This is a genomic window from Stieleria mannarensis, assembly GCF_014154935.1.
GTDB lineage: Bacteria > Planctomycetota > Planctomycetia > Pirellulales > Pirellulaceae > Stieleria > Stieleria mannarensis.
Genome location: NZ_JACEHH010000033.1, coordinates 56,649 through 77,191, shown reverse-complemented (window position 1 = coordinate 77,191; position 20,543 = coordinate 56,649). Strand labels below are relative to the sequence as shown.

Below are 20,543 nucleotides of genomic sequence, written 5' to 3'. Positions count from 1 at the left end.
GCGTCACAAACTGCACTGGCACGTGAAAATGTGCCGGTTGTATTGAATATCGAGCGGTTGACGTGCCGATGATCCCCTGTGATGGATGCCCGAAAGTGAATTGTGCGCATGGAGGCGCACTGCAATGGTCATATTCTCGCTCAAGCTGATCAACAACGTCCGGAAAGCGATTGCGGGTCGACGCTACCCGCACCAATTGGCCGGCGGAGTTGCATTGGGCGTGCTGCTGGGAATCATCCCGCACGGCAACCTGTTGGCGCTGATCGTTTTGCTGACCTTGGTGTGCTTCAAGGTCAATCACGCCCTGATGGGTGTGGTTGCGATCGCGGCCTCGTTCCTGGCGACACGTCTGGATTCGTACTCGCATCTGGTCGGCGAGCACCTGCTGACACACCCGACGGGCAACGAGTGGGCCAGGCAGGCGTGGGCGTTACCGGTGGTCCCCTGGACCGACCTGAACAACACCGTCGTGCTGGGCAGCTTTGTGATCGGAACCGTTTCGGTGCTGCCCATTTTCGCGCTCTGTTTGCCCCTGTTCCGCTTGCTCGCACCGGCGACACCGCCCGAGGAATCGCTGACCGAGGAATCCGACGCCCCGCTGGAAGCCTCCGCGACGTCGGCGTCCATCGCTGGCACAAAGCGTCGCGACGAACAACATGATCTGTCCACACACCAGCGGTCGTCCGCCGCGGAGGTGGCTGAAACCGACAAAACGCCCGACTCGGCAGCGCTGCTGATCGACCAACAGGATGCGGTCCCGCCGCCACGGTTCGCCGCCGCCGGCCCCGACACGACGGCTCCGCGACGCCCCCGTCCGTCGACCGATCCGATCGACGACCTGCTTGCCACCGAACCGATCTTCATCCCGATCGAAACAGCTCATCAACACATGGCGCATCAGCACCGCGACGACGCGGCGACCGACAATGCGTCCATCGGCGCCGATAGCGACACGGGGAACAAACTCCCGTCCAACGAACAAATGGTTTCCGTCGAGACTCGGATCGACGTGATTCGAATGAAAGACTTCCGCGACGACGAAGCAAAGCCCGACGGGTCCGAAGGTGACGCCGCCGATCGCGCGAGCAAACCACCGACCGACGAAGCGCTCAATTACTTGCTTCGCCAATTGCGTCACTCTCAGGAAAGGAAAGCGGCAGGATGATTCGCTGGCGATTTGTAGTAACAAGACTGTTGATCGTTGCGGCTGTGCTGGTGCTGTTCGGCGTCGGCATGGGCCCGGTCGCCAAATACGTGACCGTCCAAGGCTTGCAGGCCGCGACGGGTGCGAAGGTGGAGATCGCGGCGGCGCACGTCAAACTGTTCCCACCGACGATTCGGTACGAAGACTTTCGCATCGCCGATCCACGTGATGACAAACAGATGCGCGATGCTTTTCGCGCCGACACGATCGAATTGGCGATCGACGGCGATGCGATCCTGCACCGCCGCTGGGTCGCCCGCGAGGGCAGCATCACGGGGTTGCAAATCGGTGCCAAACGAGACACCAGCGGACACCTGGATCGGCCTTTCGAAGAAGAAACCTCGCCGAGCATGTCCGACAAACCGGGTGTGCTGGCCGGTCTACTCGGCGGCATCACCGATCAACTAGGCGACCAGGCCGAACAGGCGGCCAAAGATCTAGAAACGGTGCGCCGCAGCGAAGCGATCAAAGCCCGATGGGAACGTGAATACGACTCGCTGGCAAAGCGTGCCGCCGCACTGGAACAAAAGGTCCGCGATTTCAAATCCAACGCACGAGACATCGAAAACCCACTTCGCGATTGGGACAAGATCGGCAAGACCGTCTCTTTGGCCGATGAAACACGCGCCGAACTGAAGTCCATCCTCGCCGCACTCGACGCCGTCCCGGATCAATTCCGAGCCGACGTCGCCTCGTTGCAACAAGCCAAACAGATCGACCTGGACCGCATCGATCAATACATCCCCGGCGATCTCAACGAATCGGAAAACTTCGGCATCGACCTGATTAGTGAAGCGGTGCAAAACCAGATCGCCACCATCCGTGACTACTGGGAAGGCGGACGAACGTTGGCCAACTACACGATCGTCGCGCCGGAAACCGAACGCGGCCGAGGGATCGACATCGACTTGCTCGGCAGCACGCGACAACCGAGCGTCCTGGTTCGCCGCTGCAAAGTCCAAGGGCTGATGCGGGCCGATGGCAATGCCTACTCACTGACCGGGACCGTCGAAAACCTGACGCCGGATCCACAGTTGCTGGCCGAACCGCTGCGGGCACAATTGCAACTCGACGGCCCCCAAGTCGTCAACGTCGACTACATCCGCGACCGACGCAACCGGTCGGACATCGATCGGTTGACGTTGCACTGGCCACAATCCGACGCACCGGATGTCCGCCTGGGCGACGACGGCCGCGCGATGGTGACGCTCAGCGGAGGCCGACGCGAAATCTGGGTTCAAATGCGCAGCGAAGGCGACCAGGTCCAAGGCCGCTTGGTCAGCAAACAAACCGGCGTCCGATTGGATCTGGATGTCGATTCAAAATACGAAACACTCTCGGCCACCCAAGCCTTGCGTGAAAGCCTGGCCGCCGTCGACACCGTCACCATCGACGCCGGATTCGAAGGCCGATGGGAACGCTTGACCATGAACATGGACACCAACCTGGGTGACATCCTCCGCGACGCCGCCGATACCGCCATCAAGCAACAACTCGCCGCGTCGAAACAACAGATGAAACAAAAACTGCAGCAGACGTTCGATCAAGAACAAGCCAAACTGGTCGGCTGGTTCAATCAACAACAGGTCGCGGCACAGTCGTTGACCGCCAAGGCCGATGGACTGCTGGAGGACCTGGGCAAACAACTGCTCGACGGCGTCGACTCCTCCGAAGTCACGATCGGACGCATGAATGACTTCCTCAACGGCCGGTTCCGTTGAGATGGATTCCGAAGCCCGGACACGGACCCGAGAGTCGCTGCACCAAATCAACAACGATCTCTCGATCGCTTCGATGACCCTGGAACTGATCTCGATCAAGCTGCAACGCGGCGGCGACCATCCGCTCCAGGACGACCTGCTACAATCCTGCGGCACCGCCCTGGATGCGGTCAAACGAGCCGGCAAAACCGCCAACCAGACGCTCCACGATCTCCGCTAGTGGTCGCGTTGACGATGCAGTCGCAGTGTCGCCGTGTTCGCCGAACTCGGCGCGGGGAAAGCTCCGCTTTCTCGAAGGCGCCGAGTTCGGAGAACACGGCGACGGTCTAACCGATCTCGACGCCGGACCGAATTAGCCGGCGCTAAATTCCCCCTTCACAACGCCCAAGACTCCGAAGCCAACTCGTTTTTGATAGACTATGATGTGAGCCAATGTTGTTCATCACTCCAACCCATTGAACGACCAACATGTCGCTGACCAGTACGAATCCGGTGAAAGAACTCGGCGCACCCGATCAAGCGAGTCGACTGTACATCGTCGATGACGAAACCGAACTGCTCGCGACCCTGGCCGAATCTTTGCGGGCCCTGGGGTTTTCGCCCCAAACCTTCGACCGCCCCGAGGATCTGCTGCAGGCCACTTCGGAAAACGAAGTCGGCTGCGTGATCACCGACCTTCGCATGCCCGGAATCGGCGGCGTAGAACTGCTCAAACGGCTCAACCAGCGCGGCACCTGTCTGTCCGTCATCCTACTGACGGCCTTTGCCGACGTGCCGACCGCCGTCGATGCGATGAAACTCGGAGCCGTCAGCGTCGTCGAAAAACCCTTCGAACTGCAGGCGCTGGCGGACGAAATCCACGCCGCCATGCGATCGAGTGAACAGGCGTACACAGATCGACGGGAACTTCGCTCGGCCCGGCAACTCCTGGATCATCTCACCGACGAGGAGAAAGCCGTCCTCGACCTGGCCATCGAAGGCCGCCCCAACCGCGAAATCGCCCAGCAGCTGGAAATCAGCCCACGGACGGTCGACCGCCGCCGCCACTCAGCCCTGCGAAAGCTCAAGGCCGATTCGGTCGCCGAATACGCCGTCCTGAAAACACGCGCCAGGAGGGGTTGATCCCCGCCCCGATTAACGACAGCTTTCCGCCGATCCAGAGAGCGGAAAAAAGTCGGCGCGCCGCGCTTGAGACTTAACTCGTCATCGCTCAACGAGTTACCGCTGCAGGTCCGCATTGGCGGTCCCAAAACTGCAAAATCTGCGGTTGACCGCACCGGCCAGAGGCGTACTCTAAGGCTACCGATCGAGTCGAATCGACGCGAAACAGGTGGCCGCGGGGTAACCGCCCCCGGAACGTAAACCATTGCTATCTTTTGGTTTGCGGAAAAGGAGGCCCTGGTAAACCGCTCCGGCACCGCGCCGTCGTTTCGATCTCCCTATCTTCCGCGAGTTCGCCTCGCGTGGGGTTCACGCGGTCAGCTTGCGGCCACGGGCTGACGATCGTTGATGGCACGGAGTCCTCCGCAATGTCATCTCCGAAAACCTCACGGACCGGGTACACGACGTGCCCGGTCGCGAACGCTCGCGAAGGTAGACCTGCTACACCCGCTCGGCCACACGCAGTTTCGCGCTCCGGGACCGCGCGTTCTCCGCGACCTCTTCCTCACTGGGCCGCAACGGTTTTTTGGTCAACACACGCCAGCGATCGTCGTCGCGAAACGCGTTCTTGACGATCCGATCCTCCAGCGAATGAAAACTGATCACGGCAAGCCGTCCGCCCGGTGACAACCACTGCGGCGCTTGCTGCAGGGTGCGTGACAGGATGTCCAACTCCTCATTGACGGCGATCCGCAACGCCTGGAACGTCCGCGTCGCGGGATGAATGTCGTGGTGCTTGCCACGCGGGACACAGCGGCGACAGATCTCGACCAGTTCGGCAACCGTCCGCACCGGCTCGCGACGCTTCGCCCGAGCGACGATCTCCCTAGCGATCCGTCGACTGAATCGCTCTTCACCGAACTGATAGATCGCATCGGCGATCGCTTTTTCGTTGTTCCTGGCCAGCCACTCACTGGCCGGGACGCCGTTCTCCGGATCGAACCGCAAATCGAGCGGACCGTCGTGCTGGAAACTGAATCCGCGATCGCGATCGGCCAACTGGTCACTCGACAGACCGAGGTCCAAGACCATCGCATCGGCATGCTCCAGCCCGCTGGCCTGGAGCGCCGCGGCGGTCTTTTCATAGCTGCCCAAGAACACCGACAACCGATCCACCGCGGGTTCGGATTCGACGCGGGCGAGCACCGCCGGATCGCGATCAAGCCCGATCACCAAGCCACCCTCGCCGACCACATCCAACAACAGACGCGAATGACCACCGGCCCCGTAGGTCCCATCGACCACCACGTTCGGCGAACACTCGCGGACCCACTGAACGATCTCCGCGGGCATCACCGAAACATGACAGGGACGGTTGTCGCTTGGCTCAGTCACGTCGGTCCGGCGGCTAGGGGAAGTCTGATAAGTGCAATCGTAGCTACCTTCGCCAGAAGGTGGACGTCCAATGCTTTCCACGCTCTGGCGAGCGTAGCTACGTCAATCGGGCGCTATCCGACCTACGCGTTGACCGAGCAGTGCAGGGCGGCTTCCATGTTCGCGGCGACTTCCTTCAATCGTGCCAAGTCGCCGCCGCCGACTTCCGCGGCGCACCAGCCCTTGAAACCGATCTCTCGCAGCGCCGCTTCGATTCCCGGCCAATCAACGTCGCCCTCGGTGATCTTGGTGAACTTGTTCTCCGCGCGCGAGAAGCCTTTGATGTCCAGCTTCTTGATCCGCGGCCCCAGGTCGCGCACCCACTGGGCAATGTCGCCGTATTTCCAGTGGTTGCCCAGGTCGAATTGCAACCCGACCAAAGGCGAATCGAACTGATCGATGTACTTTGCCAGTGGCTCGACCGATTGATCGCTGCCGCCGGCGTGGTCGTACAGAAAATGATTCCAGACGTTTTCGACCAAGATCGCGACGTTGTGTTTTTCGGCGGTCGGCAGGGCGGCACGAATGTTGTCGCTGGAGCGTTGGTAGACCTCTTCGTGCGTGCCGTCTTTGCCGTGCCCGACGACCAACAAGCAGGAATCGCCGCCGACCGCAGCGGTCTCTTCGATTCCGCGTTTCAGTTTCTCCAGGGCTTGGGCGCGAACCTCCGGGTCCGGATCGCTGTGGCGAATGTTCCAGTGCGTGCCGCCCACGCTGCCGTCGACGATCAGCCCGGCTGCTTCGGACGCCTTGTTGATCTCATCGACATCGATCCCCGGAACGTTGACCTCCACGCCTTCAAACCCGGCCTCCTTGGCCGCTTTAAACTTCTCCTCAAGCGAACCCTTGACGCCGATCATGCCGATCTTCAGCGTCTTGCGGATCCAATCGTGCCCGTCGCCGGATTCGGCACGCAGGGAAGTCCATGGGTTTGTCGCGGAAAGCCCGACCGCACCGAGTGCGCCCATGGCTTGAAGTGCAGTTCGTCGTCGCATCTCGATTGTCCTTGTGGTGGGGTGGAGGCAGGTGGGGGCGGTGGGATGGGCTTTTCGTGGTCTAGCGTGGCTTGGTTTTTCAGTGGGCTCAGCAGTCGCCATCCTCTCTGAGGACGGCGCGGGTCAAAGCTTTGCTTTTTCCCACGCGCCGCGTTCGGAGAACACGGCGACAATCCGAACGCATCGACAGGCTAGAAGCCTATCCCGCAATATCTCAGCTTGTTGCTGACTCAATTCTACTCGGCTTTCTTCGCCAGGCTACGCAAATGCAATTCGGTCAGCTGATCTTGGTCGACCGCGCCGGGGGCTTCGGTCATCAGGTCGGATGCTTTCTGTGTCTTGGGAAACGCGATCACTTCGCGGATGTTTTCCAGTCCGGCCAACAGCATCACCCAGCGGTCGACCCCCAAGGCGATCCCGCCGTGGGGCGGTGCACCGAACCGCAGCGCGTTGAGCAGGAACCCGAACCGGTCTTCGGCGGTCTTCTCATCGATCCCCAGCAACCCGAACACCTTCGATTGAGTCTGCTGGTCGTGGATCCGGATCGTCCCCCCACCGGCTTCGCTGCCGTTGATGACCAAGTCATACGCTTGGGCGCGACATCCCGCCGGGTCGCTATCGAGCTTGTCCAGGTCGCTTTCCAGCGGCGCGGTGAAGGGGTGGTGCATCGCCACCCAGCGACCGGATTCCTCGTCACGCTCGAACATTGGAAACTCGGTCACCCAGCTGCAGTGCAACTGTTCCGAATCGTACAACTTCAGTTCCGCACCGAGCCGTTTTCGCAGCGCGTACAAGCCCTTGCAGGTGACTTCCCAGCTATCGGCCAGGAACATCAACAAGTCACCGGGTTCTCCGGCCATCAAGCTCTTGATCTCTGCCAGGTGCTCGGCGTCAAAGTTTTTGGCCACCGGACTCCACAGCGAACCGTCTTCTTCGACGCGGAACCAGGCGAGTCCCTTGGCGCCGAAGTCCTTGACGAATTCGGTCAGCTCATCGATCTGGCGGCGCGAGTACTTTTCCGCGGCCCCTTCGGCGCGGATGCCGCGGACGAAGTTGCCAGCGTCGGCGGTGGCCCGGAACACACGGAACTCGGTCTTCTTCGCAACCGAAGTCACGTCGACGATTTCCATGCCGAATCGCAAGTCCGGTGCGTCGTGTCCGAACCGACGCATGGCCTCGTCATAGGTCATCCGCGGCAGCGGCAATTGAACGTCTTTGCCGAGCACGTTCTTGGCGGTTTGTGCGACCAGCCCGTCGATCAAGCCCATGATGTCGTCGGCGTCGACGAAGGACATTTCCAGGTCCAACTGGGTGAATTCGGGCTGGCGATCGGCACGCAGGTCTTCATCACGGAAACACTTGGCGACTTGCACGTAGCGATCGAATCCGGCGACCATCAAGATCTGCTTGTACAGCTGCGGGGATTGCGGCAGCGCGTAGAAATTGCCGGGATGGACGCGGCTGGGGACCAGATAATCGCGGGCGCCTTCGGGGGTGCTGCGTCCCAGGATCGGCGTCTCGACGTCGATGAAATCGTGCTCGGCGAAGTAGTCCCGCATCTCCTTGATGATCGTGCTGCGCAGCACCAGCGCCCGCTGCATCTCGGGGCGTCGCAGGTCCAGGAACCGGTACTTCAGCCGCAGATCCTCACCGGGCAGATCCGACTGGCCCGGCGTGAAGGGCGGCGTCTGGCAGGCGTTCAGCACTTTTAATTCGGGGCAACGGACCTCGATCGCCCCGGTCGCCAGTTTGTCGTTGGTCTTGCCTTCCAAGCGGTCGGCGACTTTGCCGCGGACCAGAATCACGCTTTCGGCGGGCACATGTCCGGCCGCGTCGATCTGAGCCTGATCCGCCTCGGGCGGCCCGATCACGACCTGAGTCAATCCGTAACGGTCACGCAAGTCGATGAACACGGCGCCGCCGTGGTCGCGTTTATTTTCGACCCACCCACAAAGAGTGACTTCGGTTCCGACGTGTTCTTTGCGGAGTTCTCCGCAGTTGTGGGTGCGTAGCACGGGTCTTACTAGTTCGGGGGGGAGAGGAAAGGGGAATATCAGTCGATCACGAAGGCGGGATTCTAAACGGTGGCGGGCGAATTGCTTAGGGGCCCCTGGGCGGGACACAGCGAGGGACCGAAAAATCCAACAAAAAACGCCCCGATCGCAGAGCGACCGGGGCGTGTCATTCGTGGTATTCAGACCGCGAGACGGATCAATATTCCGCGGGCCCTGTCTGGGCGATCTCCTCGGCCTCCTCCGTATCGACTTGCTTGGGAGCCTTGAAACCGAATAGCAGAATCAGATACAGCACCGCCATCGTCGCCGGAACCAGGGCCGTCACGCGGATTGCCATCCGGCTGCCGTGCAGCGTCGCCTCGGCGACCGGCTCGGCATCGACCGATGCATACTCCTTGTTCGCCTGCCACCATTCCATTTGGGCACGCAATCCCGCGAACTCCTCTTCGCCGATGCGATCGCCGGCGATTTCCACGTCCGACGTGATCGATTCGCCGTTGTCCGCCAACATCCCGGCCTTGGCACCGTCGATCCCGGTGATCGCGGGAAATACCAGGAACTTGTTTTCATTGGGTGCCTTGACCCGCTCGAACGTCTCCGGGGCGTTCTCCTGGATGTACTGCGAGGCAAAGTAATCTTGCTTGTAGCCGATCCCCGGACCGCCCAGCAAACCGGCCGACGTCATCCCGATGAATCCCATCAACGCCATCGCGACGGTCGCACTCTGCGGGAACCGCTCCCCGACGACACCCAACATGGTCGGCCACAAGAACGTTTTTCCCAACGCGTACACGGTGGCGGCGAAGAACATGAACGGCACGCTGTCGCCGATGCTGATTAAGTACAACCCACACGCACCGATGCAGGCGCTGATCAGCAACAGCCCCAACGACGAGATTTTGTGGACGATAGGGCCGGCAAAGAACCGCAGTCCCGTCATCAACAACGACGTGTAAATGAACAACGTGGTACCCAAAAACGCACTGTTCAGGATGCCGCCGGTGATCTTGTTGATCCAGCTGTCGGTCCCCAATTCCACGTAGCCGACACAGGCGTGAGCCAACAACAAGATCACGAAGAACGGGCCGATCAAGTTGGCAAACATCCCGCCATAGGAAATCGTCCCCTGCTGGGCGTCGGTCTGCGGAAACGCCTCTTTGACCGAGATGAAACCGTACATCGCGACGGGAATCAGATATGTCGCCAACAACAATTCCCACCCGACGCTGCCTTTCAGGAAGACGATCAATCCCCCCAGCACCAGCCCGGCGGGCCAACCGGCGTGCAGGATGTTCAGGTAGTGGGTCTTTTGTTCCGGATAGATCGCCGCGGTCAGCGGGTTGATCACCGCCTCGCAAATCCCATTTCCGACCGCAAAAATAAACGCCGACCAGAACAAAATGTTGTACACGGCGTCCTTACCGGCGGCGTTGAACACCGGGGTGGCAGAAAACAGCATGATGGCCGAGATCAGGTGACAAGCCATCGCGATGACCAGCAACGTCTTGTAGCCGACGAAATCGACCAGCAAACCGGCAAACAGAATCACCAGACCAAACCCCAGCAGCCCCCCGCCAGTGATCTGGCCGAGTTCGGTCATGGTAAATCCGTATTGCTTGGACCAGATATCCAGCAATCCGGCGCGGACCGCAAAACCGATCCCTGCGGCGATCAGGGTCAAAAACCCTGCGGTAAGTAGCTTTTTACGGTTTTCCATCTTCAGTATCAGTTCGGGGGGAAACGAGAATCGGGAGGCGGTCGGGATGCTGCCACTAACGGCCGCCCAAGTCAAGCAATTACGGCATTAAATGTGCAGATGCCAAACGTAATCCCCGCAGCCCCCCCTCGCCACTGGCACCCCCGCTAGACTCCACGTAGAAGTGAAAAATTGTTCAAAAAGACGCTCCTTGACTTCCTGGCTAATCTGCAACAATCCCTACCGTCCCCTCTTTCCTTCACCACAAACGAGACCCTCCCATGCGATTGTTCCTCTCCGCCGTCCTCTGCCTCGGAGCCCTCAGCACGATGACCCACGCCGACAAAGCCGCCACGGGCGACGCGAAGCACGACCACGAGTGCGCCCTGAATTTCAAAATGAACGACATCGACGGCAAACAGGTCGACCTGGAGGATTACGAAGGAAACGTGGTCCTGATCGTCAACACCGCCAGCCAGTGCGGATTGACGCCCCAGTACGCGGGCCTGGAAGAGCTATACGGCAAGTACAAGAGCAAAGGCTTCGTCGTGCTCGGATTCCCCTGCAACCAATTCGGCAGCCAAGAACCGGGGACGGAAGCGGAGATCAAACAATTCTGCAACTCCCGCTACAACGTCTCGTTCCCGATGTTCAGCAAGATCAAGGTCAACGGTGACGATGCCACGCCGCTGTACAAGTACCTGACCAGCAAAGATGTCCAGCCGGCCGGCAAGGGCAGCGTCAGCTGGAACTTCGAAAAGTTCCTGGTCGACCGCGAAGGCAACCTGATCCACCGATTCGCCCCCCGCACCAAACCCAGCGACCCGGAACTGGTCAAAGCGATCGAAGCCCAACTGTAGGCTCCACGCGACGCCGACGCGCTGGTGTCTAGCCTTTAAGGCGACTCCCCTGGATCCGTACGACGTCCCTTCCGGGTCGTCGTCCGCGGTCTCTCCGCGACGGCCCGAAAGGGCCACCGGACCTCGATCGCCCGACGCCGAGGCCGGCGAAAGCCGAGACACCCGCACCGGCCCTCTTGCGCACGCTTGCCGCGGTCGTTATCGTTTTTACTGACGAAGTCTCGCCCCCGAACGTGGGACGTGCATCAATGCGGGACGAAACCCTGAACAACCACCCTCTACTCGGAGAAAGCTCGCGATGGCTTACTCACTACCCGAACTCCCCTACGCTCTGGACGCCCTGGAACCCCACATCGACGCCAAGACGATGGAGATCCACCACGGCAAGCACCACAACGCCTACGTGACCAAAGTCAACGCGGCGATCGAAGGCACGGACCTGGAATCGAAGTCCATCGAAGACCTGATCGCGAACCTGGCCAGCGTGCCGGCCGACAAGCAGGGCGCGGTGCGAAACAACGGCGGCGGTCACGCCAACCACTCGCTGTTCTGGACCGTGATGGGCCCGGGCAAGGGCGGCAGCCCCAGCGGTGACCTGGCCGCAGCGATCGATTCCACCTTCGGCAGCCTGGACGCGATGAAGGAACAATTCAACAACGCCGCCGCGACCCGCTTCGGCAGCGGCTGGGCGTGGCTGTACGTCGACGGCGGAACGCTGAAGGTCGGCAGCACGGCCAACCAAGACAGCCCGCTGATGGGCGCCGACATCGCCGGGATCAGCGGCACGCCGATCCTGGGTCTGGACGTTTGGGAGCACGCCTACTACCTGAACTATCAAAACCGGCGCCCCGACTACATCAGCGCCTTCTGGAACGTCGTCGACTGGGACGCCGTCGCCGCCCGCTTCGCCGCAGCCAAGTAGCAACGGCCTCCAGCCGACCAACCCTCCTGCGATGGAGCCCTCCTGCGATGGAGGTCGTGCGGTTTTTGAAATCACCCTCCTGGCAGGAGGGTCGAGCGCAGCGAGGGGAGGTCGAACGGTGAAGTGCCGGACAAAATTTTGTCCTATGGTCACATCGAATCGCGGATCAACCCTCCCCGCGTCGTCGCTCACTCCTCCGCGACCCTCCCAAGGGGAGGGTGAAGTCGCAAACGCCTGTTAAATCAGAGGTTAAAAACCGCACGAACTCCGTGCGGGAGGGTCGAGTGCAGCGAGGGGCACCGGCGACTCCCTTTCTCCTTGCGTCTGCTTTCCTCGTTCCAAGGCTCGGAACGTCGATTGTGGTACTGAGCGACTTTTTGGTTAGTACCACTGCTTCACGATGCTGCAGAATTCATTCCGCAGCACTTGCCCAAAGGGCAGACACATCCATAGCCTGGGGTCAGGGAACGAGCGCAGCGGAGTGACCGCAACCCCAGGAAAGAAAGCCCACCTCCCCCCTTTCGATCGGCCCACCGATAGCAGCGCGAACCCACGGATGGAAAACAGCCCTACATCCGTGGGTACGCGCTGCCTTCGGTGGGTCATTTCTTTTCCCCGATCCAGCAATCACGCAAGCCAGACCGCCAACGTCACGCCGACGACAACGTTAATCCCCTGCATCAACGAGTAATAAACGCCCGCTCGGTTCGGTGGAAGCAAGAACTGCAGCAACGGCATCGCCGGCAATTGAAGCCGAAGCGAATAAAGCCCTTGCTCGGTGAACGAACGCTCGACGCTGACGGGATTGAGACCGGCCGCGATCGGCCAGCCGCCCACTTCATTCCGGCCGACGACCGGAGGCCCCCCGCGTGCCCACTCGACGGCCAGCCCGAGCGACTTCACGTTGGGGACAAGAAAGAGCAGAAAGATGGGAACGAAAAAAAGGGCGACCGAAGGGATCGACGTCAGCTTTGAATGATTCCGCCTGTTCTCCACGGCTGCGCCCCACGTCTCGATAAAGCATCCAGATCATCAACAAAATGTCTCCGCTATAATGGTAACAGACGATACTCCCCCAAGACCTCACACGAGGCGAGAGCGACATGCAAGCGGAACTAAAAAAAATGCTCACCGCGCAGCCCTTTGTTCCGTTCACAGTCGTCATGAGCGATGGGACGCATGTCACGGTCAAGCACCCCGAGACCGCACTGCTGACCAAACACTGGCTGTACGTCACCACCGACGGCGGTGAAACGACGGAGCATTTGTATTTGCTGCACGTGACCCGCATCCAACGCAGCGAAAAGGCGGCGTAGGGTGCTTTTCGGGCCGTGTAAGATGTGACGGGTCCATTCGGAATGCGAACGACGTTCGCTGGAGCGCTGAGCAACGACCAACATTCCAAGGCGCCCGAAAACCACTCTCGCTCCCTTCTCCCCCAGCAGCGAAGGCGAGTGGTGCTCGCCTTCGCTGCTGGGGGAGAAGGGCTGGGGATGAGGGGCAAGCAGGCGGTGCCGACGAATCGCGGAGGGCTGCATGAACCAAACAGGTCGAGGGGCTCGCAAAGCAATCCCACGCGACAGCGATGATTAACAGGGTCGCACGAACGAGCTTGATTCGGATGCTTGACAGATGTTGCGCATCGCCGCTGGCGAAATTAATTGTCTCGTCCTAGACACGTCATCTCGCCTGACACGGTCGCCATCTGTTGTGAGGCCTTGAAGCTGCATGCCCAGCATCGGGAGCACTAGACGTCATTTCCAGGTCGTCACGCACAGTCTTACAGACGACCGCCCGGAAGGGCCGTCGTACCTGCGCGAGCGGTGCCTCAGTTGCCCGGCAGGCCGGGGAACTGCATGTTCTGCAATCCCGGCGGCATGGCGGCCGGATTGGGTGCGGCGGCGTCGGGGCTTTCGAACAGCTCTTCGCGACTGATTCGCAGCTTGGAATACGTCGCTTCGGGGATCACGTAGTACCAATCGGCGAAGCGTTCGTTCAGAGCCTGGCTGGTCAAACGAGCCTGCTGGAGTTTCTCCTTGCGGTCTTCCAGCTTGCGTTCGTTCTCCTTGGTGATCTTCTCTTGCACCGCGGCTAATCGCTCCAGCTTCTCCTCTTCCGTTTCTTCGACTTCACTGGCCGCCGGTCCGGGCGTTTCAGCAGAATCGGACTTTCCAGCAGGCCCCAGCTTTCCAACAGGCTCCGCCGTTTCGCTTTCGGCCGCTTCAGTGGCACTGCCTTCGTCGCCTTCCTCGAGGGATGCTTCCGAAGCTTGCTCGTCTGACTCGGCAGCTGCGTTGACTTCTTCTTGGGCTTCACCGACGGTGGTCGATTCACCTTCGCCGCTGGCGTCGGTCTGGCCGCTGGCGGGCTCGGCATCGTCGGCGGATTCGCCGTCACCGGAGTCCGCAGGTTCGGCTGGCTCGCTCGCCTCTGCTTCGCCGTCCTTCTTGACGGGTTCTTCAGTAGCGGGCTCATCCTTCGCGGGTTCTTCCGATTTCGCGTCTCCCTTCTCGCCGTCAGCCGCCTCCTCACCCGAAGCCTCTTCGGTCGCGGCTTCCGCGTCGCCTTGCTTCATTTCCGGCTCGGCGGTCTCGGTCTCGGTCTCGGTCTCGGGCGTGCTCAATTCCTGCGGCATTTCAACATCCGCCGGCGGCGCCGGCTTGTCGATCGCGTCCAACTCTTCGAGCGTCTGGGGGATCGGTTTCAGTTCGGGCACCGGGAACTTGGATTCATCGACGACCGTGCTGACCATCAAGTAGCGGTTGACACCACCGGCCGACTCTTCTTCATCGCCAGGCTGACTCTCGCTTTCGTCTTTGCCGTCGTCAGCAATCCCGCTGATGTTGCCGAACCGCAGGATGTACTTGACGCCTTCTTTGGTCGTGGCGGTCAGCTCCCCGTTGGCGGACAGGATTTCGATTTCGCGGTTGGGGCCCAGCGGGACGGGGATAAACCCGCGTCCGGCCAGCTGCGTCGCAGCTTCTTGATCGGCGGCAAAGTCCTTGTCGGCCTTCAGGTTGGCGCTGATGCCTTCGGGCTTGCGGTTGACGTCGACAAATTTCAAATCGTCCAGTGCGTTGGCCAGGTCATTCAACTTTTGCGAATTGAGTTCCTTGTCCGGATCAATTTCGACCGGCGTCGGCTCGGCCAGCGGATTGGTTTTGTCGTATTCCTTCAATGCCGCCAGCGTCCAGGTCGAACCGTCTTTAGCCAATTCGACGTCGTAGTTCTTCGTCAACGAAACGCCTTGCAAACCCAGCGACGCGTTGTAGTCCTTCAATTCGACGTTCTCGATATCGATGCTGCTCAGTTGCAGCAGGTCCTCTTCGATCCACTCTTCGAAATTGGTGGACAACGGCGAGTCATCCAGCTTGACGACGTAGACCGGATCTTGTCCCGGTTTCCGCACGTAAACCTGTCCTTCTTGCCCTTTGACTTCGTTTCCGACGATCAAGGAGGCGATCACCTTCTGCGAGCTGTCCTTGAACGTGACCAGTCGCCCGACGCCTTCGTCACCCGGATCCAAATCCTCCAGCTTGGGTTCAACCACACCCATTCCGGCGTGGTCTTCGGGGTTGTCGGTGGGCACGTCCAAGACGTCCAACCCGACCAGAGCGTTGGCGGCGTCACGCATCTGTTCGATCGCGTCGGCCGGGTAACCGCCCTTGGACGGAATCGTCCACAGTCCCGACTCGGCGTCCTTGCGGACTTCAAAGTTCTTCAGCTCACCTTGGCCTTCATTGAAGGTGACAATTTTCAAACTGGCGGCGGTCAGCGGATCCTTGAACTCGGTAAACAGCGGCGTGCCGACGACGCTGCCGATATTCCCCCCGTCATCGTTGTTCGACGAAGGCCAGGAGACGATCGCAGCGATCAGTGCCACGACGGCAGCGACGCCCCAGAAAATTCCGGTCTTTTGTGTTTCGTTCACCGTCAAATCTCTCGTAACGGACTTGTTGACGTTGTGGGGAAAGTGAAAAGGCGTGCCGGCGAATCAGCCGCCGGCGTAAGGTTCAAACTATTTCAGTCGCGCCTTGCTGATGTTCTCGCGTTCCCGCAATCGGCGTGACGCGAACACGACGACGCCGACGATCAGCGGCGGGATGCAGGGCAGCGCGACGGCATAGGCCTTGACCTTGTTTTGAATCGCGGTGACCTGCTGGTCGGATTCCCGTTGGATCTTGGCGATGTTCCGCTCGGCTTCGCGTTCGAACTTCTCGCGTTTGACCGCCAGTGCCCGCTGCAACCGTTCGGACTTGGTCTGAAACTCGATCGACTTGGCATCGATCAGCGGCCGCGGAATGCTGCCGTCCTTGCTTTTCTTTTGCAGCTCGGCGACTTCCTCACGCAGCTCCTTGAGCTGTTCATCGCGAGCTTCTTCGGCTTCACGAATCGCTTCTTCGCTCTGCCGCTGAAACTCCTTTCGCTTGGCGCGGACGTCGCTACTGGCTTCTTCCTTGACCGCATCGATCATCTTCAAACTGGCAAAGATCGGCTCATGTTTTCGAACGTCGATGAAATCCGTTTCGCCGGTCAACCAATCGATCGTGTTCAACAAGAACGTGACGTTTTGGAATTGGAAACGCAGATCGGTCGCCTGATTGGGATCGGCCCGGATCTGCAAGAATACCGGCAGCATCAAGTCCGTGTCGGCGACATAAGCGACGCGGATCGGGTTGTCGCTCGCCTCCTGGTCGCCTTCGGATGTCTCGTCACCTTCGGTCGCCGGTTTGCCTTCGATGGTCATTGCCAACACCTGGTTGGGTGCCACACCTTCGATCGCCCCGGACAAGCCTTCCATTCCGGTCTGCATCATCTGCACGATCTTGGTGACCGGCAGCGTGCCGCTGACCATTCCGGTGGCCAGCATCGGCGTGTGGGTGAGCGTCGCGTCGTCGGCCGGCTGAATCGTTCCGGCATAGAGCGCCAACACCTGGCGCAGCCCATCGGTGATCGGGCTGGCCGAACTGAGCGCCTGGCCGGGTTCGACCCCCGGTGCATTTTCATCGATGAACGCCCAAAACGGATCGACGTTCATGTCCAGGTTCGGGTAGGGATTGAAATCCTGCCAGACGATGTCGCTGTTGTAGTACTGCACGCCCGGGGATCCTTGGCTTTTCAGCTGCAAGATGTCCCACAGTTCGCGAATGTCACCCTTGGGCTGCTGACCGCCGCCACCCATGCCGAACATACCGCCGGCCTGTTGCTTCGGATCTCCCGTCGCGGTGAGATCTTGCCGCGCGTACGGCAACGGGTCTTCAAAGACTGCGGTGGGGACGCCGGCCTTGATCGCTTCAAGCAGGCGTTCGAATTGCGGCGGTGCGAGCGAGGACGGCTGGACGACGAACAAGGCATCGTAGACGCCGCCCCCGATCGGGGCTTCCAGGCTGACCTCTTCGACTTCGTACTGCTTGCTCAACTCGTCGACCAAGGGGTGTTTTTCGATCCGTCGCATTTGCATGCCGGCCATCGACATGCCGCCCATCAATTGAGCGTCGGTGCGGACGATCCCGACTCGTTTACGTTCGCCGCGGGCGACAGTGTTGATCGAGCGGACCAGTTCGTATTCGACCGGGATCCCGTATTCAAAGATCGGCACGACGACTTTTTCCAACCCGGCGCGGAACGCCGCGCCCATGATGATCCGTTTCTGCTGATACGATCCCTGCTCGCGAACCATCCGCGTGACCGGCTCGATCCCGAATCGATCGGCCGCCTCGGCGGCTTCGTCGCTGAACAAGTCGATTTCGTCAAACAAGTTGACTTCGATCGTCCGCCCGCTGGCCGCCGCTTCGCTTTGAAACTCTTTCAACAAGTTGACCAGCTCGTAGCGAGTCCGGGCGTACATCTCGGGGATGTCTTTGCTGATGTAGGCATCGATCTTGATCGGTCGATCGGATTCCAAATTCTTGATCAACTTGGTCGTCGCCGGTGCCAGCGAACTGACTTGGCCTTCAGTCATGTCGTGACGAACGACGTCACGGTTGCGGAACAGAACGACCGCGCTGGCGGTGACCACCAACAGGGCGATCACGCGGCCCAGGTAGTGATAAGCCATCGTGTTGCCGTCTTTGCCGCCGGTCCAGTGACGGCGACCGATCAGCACCATACACATGTAAAGGGCGACGACGGTGACCAGCACAAAGTAGATCACCGACGAGGTGCTGATGACGCCGCGGCCGAAATCATCGAACGGCCGCGCGATGCCGCTTTCCTCGATCAATTCCGCCCAATTGATCCCGAACACGGCTTCGCCGCTGCCGACGACCGAGTCGGCCAGCGAAGCAAACGCCAGCGGTGCGTTGAACAGCGCCCCCAAGATAAATCCGACCGTCAGGTTGCCGGTCAAGAACGATGCGACCATCCCGATCGCGATCATCGTGACTCCGACAAACCAGTACCCGATGTACGTGGTGAAGATCAGCCCGGTGTCCAGTCCGCCGTCGGTCAGAATCGTCAGCGTGACAAAGGTGCTCAGCTGGGAGAACAACAGCGACGCGGTGAAGATCGCCGCGGCGGCCATGTACTTGCCGATCACGATGTCAAAGTCGTCGGCCGGCAGCGTCAGCAGCAATTCGTCCGTCCCGGCACGCTTTTCCTCGGCCCAAATGCTCATCGTGATCGCCGGAATGAAGACCAGCATGATCAACGGGTACCAGTAGTTCAGCTGGTCCAGTGTCGCCAGGTTCTGGTTGAAGAATTCGTAAGGCCAGAACGCGGCGACCGACGTCAGAAAAACGAAGATGCACAGAAACACATATCCGGTCGGGTTACTGAAGTAACCGACGAAGTTGCGTTTCATGACCGCAAAGGCGGCGCGTTTGGTTCCGGCGACCAAACCGAAAACGGCCAACACGATGCACAGAAAAATGGCATCCATGACGACCAGGTTCAACAACGCGGCGATGTTGGGGTTCATAACAAATCGGGCGGAGAAGGGTGGGGGTAGGGTCCGAGTGGGATAGGCTTCTAGCCTGTCGGGTCATTGTGGGATCGGCTTCCAGGCTCGTCATTCATCGCGGATGAAGCTTTCGGCCGCACGGGTTCTGTGCCGGCCGACGACAGGCTGGAAGCCTATCCCACAGGTGATTTACGCGTCGAACTGCGTCAGTTGGTGGAACGCTTGATCCAAGTCGTCATTGCCGTGCTCGCGCAAACCGTTGACGTCGCCGTCATAGACCAGGCGGCCTTCGTTGATCATCACGACGCGATTGGCCATCGCTTCGACCTCTTGCAAAATGTGGGTCGACAGCAAAATCGTTTTCGTCTCGGCCAGCTTTCGCATCGTCTTGCGGACGCCACGGATCTGATTGGGGTCCAACCCCGCGGTGGGCTCGTCCAAAATCAACACATCCGGATCGTGCAGCAGCGCCTGGCTCATCCCGACCCGCTGTTTGAAACCCTTGGACAGCTTGCTGATCGGTTTGTACATCACCGAGGACAGGTCACAGATTTCGACGACCGCTTCGACGCGATCCCGTTTCTTGGCCCCGACCAACCCGCGTGCCTCGGCAAAGAAATCCAACATGCCCGAGGGGGTCATTTCCATGTACAACGGCCCGCTTTCGGGCAGGTACCCCAGATGGCGGCTGCCCTCGATGCGATCGTCCATCATGTTGTGTCCGGCGATCCGAGCTTCACCTTCGCTGGGCGCGATGTAGCCGGTCAGCATCTTCATCGTGGTGCTTTTGCCGGCACCGTTGGGGCCGAGAAATGCGACCAGTTCGCCCTGCAAAACCGAGAAATTCACGTCACGGGCGGCCGCGAACGGACCATAGAACTTGCTCAGTCCGTCCGCTTCGATCATCGGACGACGCTGTTCGGTCGTTGTCATGTTGGTCTATAGGAGGGTAGGGGTCGGGAGAGACGTTAGGCGTCAGGTACGCCTCGACGGGAGACGTGGTTCAGAACGTTGCCGGGAAAATGCTCCCTGTGCACCCAGCGGGGAGCCAAGCAGGGCGAGGCGAGCCCCATCACACTCGGCGGTCGATGCTTGAAACCGGCGTTGGAGCGATGGCGGGGGGAGTGTCGGCGGCAGGATGTGAACATCGAACCGGGCATCGGGATGCGGAAGCCGCGGTCGACCTCGCTGTGCAAACGTCAACCGATCGGATCATGCGCCCCGGCGCCGCCAACCGCGACGACCGTCAGCTGCCTGATGACCGGGGGGCGAAAAACGATATTTGGGCCATGGGCGGTGCCTTTCGGGCCTTCGCCGGCGATTCCAAGCCTTTTCGCGATCGGTTACTTCAAGCCTTCACGGGCGATGATCACGTCCGCACCGGGGGTCAATCGCTTCAGCTTGCGAACGACTTCGGACTTTTCCATCGTGCCGGCCTTGGCTCGGGCGAGCAACTTGGCGACTTTTTTGCGGCGGGTGCGAAGGCGTTTGATCTCGCGGACTCGTTCGATGCCACTTGGCATAGGGAACTCCAAAAAGTGAATTGGGACGTGAATTTGTAAGATGTTTTTCGTCGGGCCGCGAAGTTTAGTCGGTTTTCGCCCCGCCGAGTAGTGCGTTTCGATGCGCCGATCCGCTTCGACCTCGCCACCTGACACGTCCAAGGGACGCGGGAGGGGGAATGGCAGAATGAT

At 60.3% G+C, this 20,543-nt stretch carries 16 protein-coding genes; 7 read left to right on the top strand and 9 right to left on the bottom strand.

The features are described from left to right. The first annotated feature begins 124 nt into the window (after positions 1-124). The 4 genes from H1B37_RS21400 (at position 125) to H1B37_RS21385 (ending at position 4,047) form a co-directional block, all read left to right on the top strand. A complete protein-coding gene (locus H1B37_RS21400) occupies positions 125-1,165 on the top strand; it encodes a TIGR03546 family protein (protein WP_182868693.1) in 1,041 nt (346 codons plus the stop codon). Beyond that, positions 1,162-2,925, top strand: a complete 1,764-nt coding sequence (locus H1B37_RS21395; RefSeq protein ID WP_182868692.1) for a TIGR03545 family protein — start codon at positions 1,162-1,164, stop codon at positions 2,923-2,925. The genes H1B37_RS21400 and H1B37_RS21395 overlap by 4 nt, the downstream gene beginning before the upstream one ends. After that, positions 2,897-3,145, top strand: coding sequence for a hypothetical protein (locus tag H1B37_RS21390; protein WP_182868691.1), 249 nt, complete (start codon positions 2,897-2,899; stop codon positions 3,143-3,145). The genes H1B37_RS21395 and H1B37_RS21390 overlap by 29 nt, the downstream gene beginning before the upstream one ends. Positions 3,146-3,393: 248 nt before the next feature. Continuing rightward, entirely contained in the window at positions 3,394-4,047 is a 654-nt protein-coding gene (locus H1B37_RS21385; RefSeq protein WP_182868689.1) for a response regulator transcription factor, read from the top strand. A 480-nt stretch (positions 4,048-4,527) separates the two neighbouring features. Here H1B37_RS21385 and rsmH read toward each other — a convergent pair whose 3' ends face one another. The 4 genes from rsmH to H1B37_RS21365 form a co-directional block, all read right to left on the bottom strand. Next, positions 4,528-5,421, bottom strand: coding sequence for a 16S rRNA (cytosine(1402)-N(4))-methyltransferase RsmH (rsmH, locus tag H1B37_RS21380; RefSeq protein ID WP_353620881.1), 894 nt, complete (start codon positions 5,419-5,421; stop codon positions 4,528-4,530). 122 nt (positions 5,422-5,543) lie between these two features. Next, a complete protein-coding gene (locus tag H1B37_RS21375) occupies positions 5,544-6,455 on the bottom strand; it encodes a sugar phosphate isomerase/epimerase family protein (protein ID WP_182868688.1) in 912 nt (303 codons plus the stop codon). Positions 6,456-6,691: 236 nt separating this feature from the next. Continuing rightward, complete coding sequence (gene aspS / locus H1B37_RS21370; protein ID WP_182868686.1) at positions 6,692-8,470, bottom strand: aspartate--tRNA ligase; 1,779 nt, start codon at positions 8,468-8,470, stop codon at positions 6,692-6,694. Positions 8,471-8,666: 196 nt separating this feature from the next. Beyond that, the gene (locus tag H1B37_RS21365; protein ID WP_182868685.1) at positions 8,667-10,187 is read right to left on the bottom strand and encodes an MFS transporter; all 1,521 of its coding nucleotides are present in this window, start codon (positions 10,185-10,187) and stop codon (positions 8,667-8,669) included. A 260-nt stretch (positions 10,188-10,447) separates the two neighbouring features. Here H1B37_RS21365 and H1B37_RS21360 point away from each other — a divergent pair, with 260 nt between their 5' ends. After that, complete coding sequence (locus H1B37_RS21360) at positions 10,448-11,026, top strand: glutathione peroxidase (RefSeq protein ID WP_182868683.1); 579 nt, start codon at positions 10,448-10,450, stop codon at positions 11,024-11,026. A 298-nt stretch (positions 11,027-11,324) separates the two neighbouring features. Next, positions 11,325-11,948, top strand: a complete 624-nt coding sequence (locus H1B37_RS21355) for a superoxide dismutase (protein ID WP_182868682.1) — start codon at positions 11,325-11,327, stop codon at positions 11,946-11,948. 627 nt (positions 11,949-12,575) lie between these two features. Here H1B37_RS21355 and H1B37_RS21350 read toward each other — a convergent pair. Next, the gene (locus H1B37_RS21350) at positions 12,576-12,944 is read right to left on the bottom strand and encodes a hypothetical protein (RefSeq protein WP_182868680.1); all 369 of its coding nucleotides are present in this window, start codon (positions 12,942-12,944) and stop codon (positions 12,576-12,578) included. Between the two features lie 107 nt (positions 12,945-13,051). Here H1B37_RS21350 and H1B37_RS21345 point away from each other — a divergent pair, with 107 nt between their 5' ends. Then, complete coding sequence (locus tag H1B37_RS21345; protein ID WP_182868679.1) at positions 13,052-13,264, top strand: hypothetical protein; 213 nt, start codon at positions 13,052-13,054, stop codon at positions 13,262-13,264. Positions 13,265-13,776: 512 nt separating this feature from the next. Here the strand turns inward: H1B37_RS21345 and H1B37_RS21340 are convergent. From H1B37_RS21340 to H1B37_RS34480, 4 genes are all read right to left on the bottom strand, one after another. After that, the gene (locus H1B37_RS21340; protein ID WP_182868677.1) at positions 13,777-15,879 is read right to left on the bottom strand and encodes a DUF4340 domain-containing protein; all 2,103 of its coding nucleotides are present in this window, start codon (positions 15,877-15,879) and stop codon (positions 13,777-13,779) included. Between the two features lie 87 nt (positions 15,880-15,966). Further along, positions 15,967-18,867, bottom strand: a complete 2,901-nt coding sequence (locus tag H1B37_RS21335) for a Gldg family protein (protein ID WP_182868676.1) — start codon at positions 18,865-18,867, stop codon at positions 15,967-15,969. A gap of 171 nt (positions 18,868-19,038) precedes the next feature. After that, a complete protein-coding gene (locus H1B37_RS21330; protein ID WP_286177989.1) occupies positions 19,039-19,782 on the bottom strand; it encodes an ABC transporter ATP-binding protein in 744 nt (247 codons plus the stop codon). Positions 19,783-20,192: 410 nt separating this feature from the next. After that, positions 20,193-20,372: a DUF6800 family protein gene (locus H1B37_RS34480; protein ID WP_353620880.1), complete on the bottom strand. Its 180-nt coding sequence runs from the start codon at positions 20,370-20,372 to the stop codon at positions 20,193-20,195. Positions 20,373-20,543 lie beyond the last annotated feature (171 nt).

Coding starts and splice junctions, on each gene's coding strand:
- H1B37_RS21400 (WP_182868693.1), top strand. CDS start 125: ATGGTCATATTCTCGCTCAAGCTGATCAACAACGTCCGGAAAGCGATT.
- H1B37_RS21395 (WP_182868692.1), top strand. CDS start 1,162: ATGATTCGCTGGCGATTTGTAGTAACAAGACTGTTGATCGTTGCGGCT.
- H1B37_RS21390 (WP_182868691.1), top strand. CDS start 2,897: ATGACTTCCTCAACGGCCGGTTCCGTTGAGATGGATTCCGAAGCCCGG.
- H1B37_RS21385 (WP_182868689.1), top strand. CDS start 3,394: ATGTCGCTGACCAGTACGAATCCGGTGAAAGAACTCGGCGCACCCGAT.
- H1B37_RS21375 (WP_182868688.1), bottom strand. CDS start 6,455: ATGCGACGACGAACTGCACTTCAAGCCATGGGCGCACTCGGTGCGGTC.
- H1B37_RS21365 (WP_182868685.1), bottom strand. CDS start 10,187: ATGGAAAACCGTAAAAAGCTACTTACCGCAGGGTTTTTGACCCTGATC.
- H1B37_RS21360 (WP_182868683.1), top strand. CDS start 10,448: ATGCGATTGTTCCTCTCCGCCGTCCTCTGCCTCGGAGCCCTCAGCACG.
- H1B37_RS21355 (WP_182868682.1), top strand. CDS start 11,325: ATGGCTTACTCACTACCCGAACTCCCCTACGCTCTGGACGCCCTGGAA.
- H1B37_RS21345 (WP_182868679.1), top strand. CDS start 13,052: ATGCAAGCGGAACTAAAAAAAATGCTCACCGCGCAGCCCTTTGTTCCG.
- H1B37_RS21335 (WP_182868676.1), bottom strand. CDS start 18,867: ATGAACCCCAACATCGCCGCGTTGTTGAACCTGGTCGTCATGGATGCC.
- H1B37_RS21330 (WP_286177989.1), bottom strand. CDS start 19,782: ATGACAACGACCGAACAGCGTCGTCCGATGATCGAAGCGGACGGACTG.
- H1B37_RS34480 (WP_353620880.1), bottom strand. CDS start 20,372: ATGCCAAGTGGCATCGAACGAGTCCGCGAGATCAAACGCCTTCGCACC.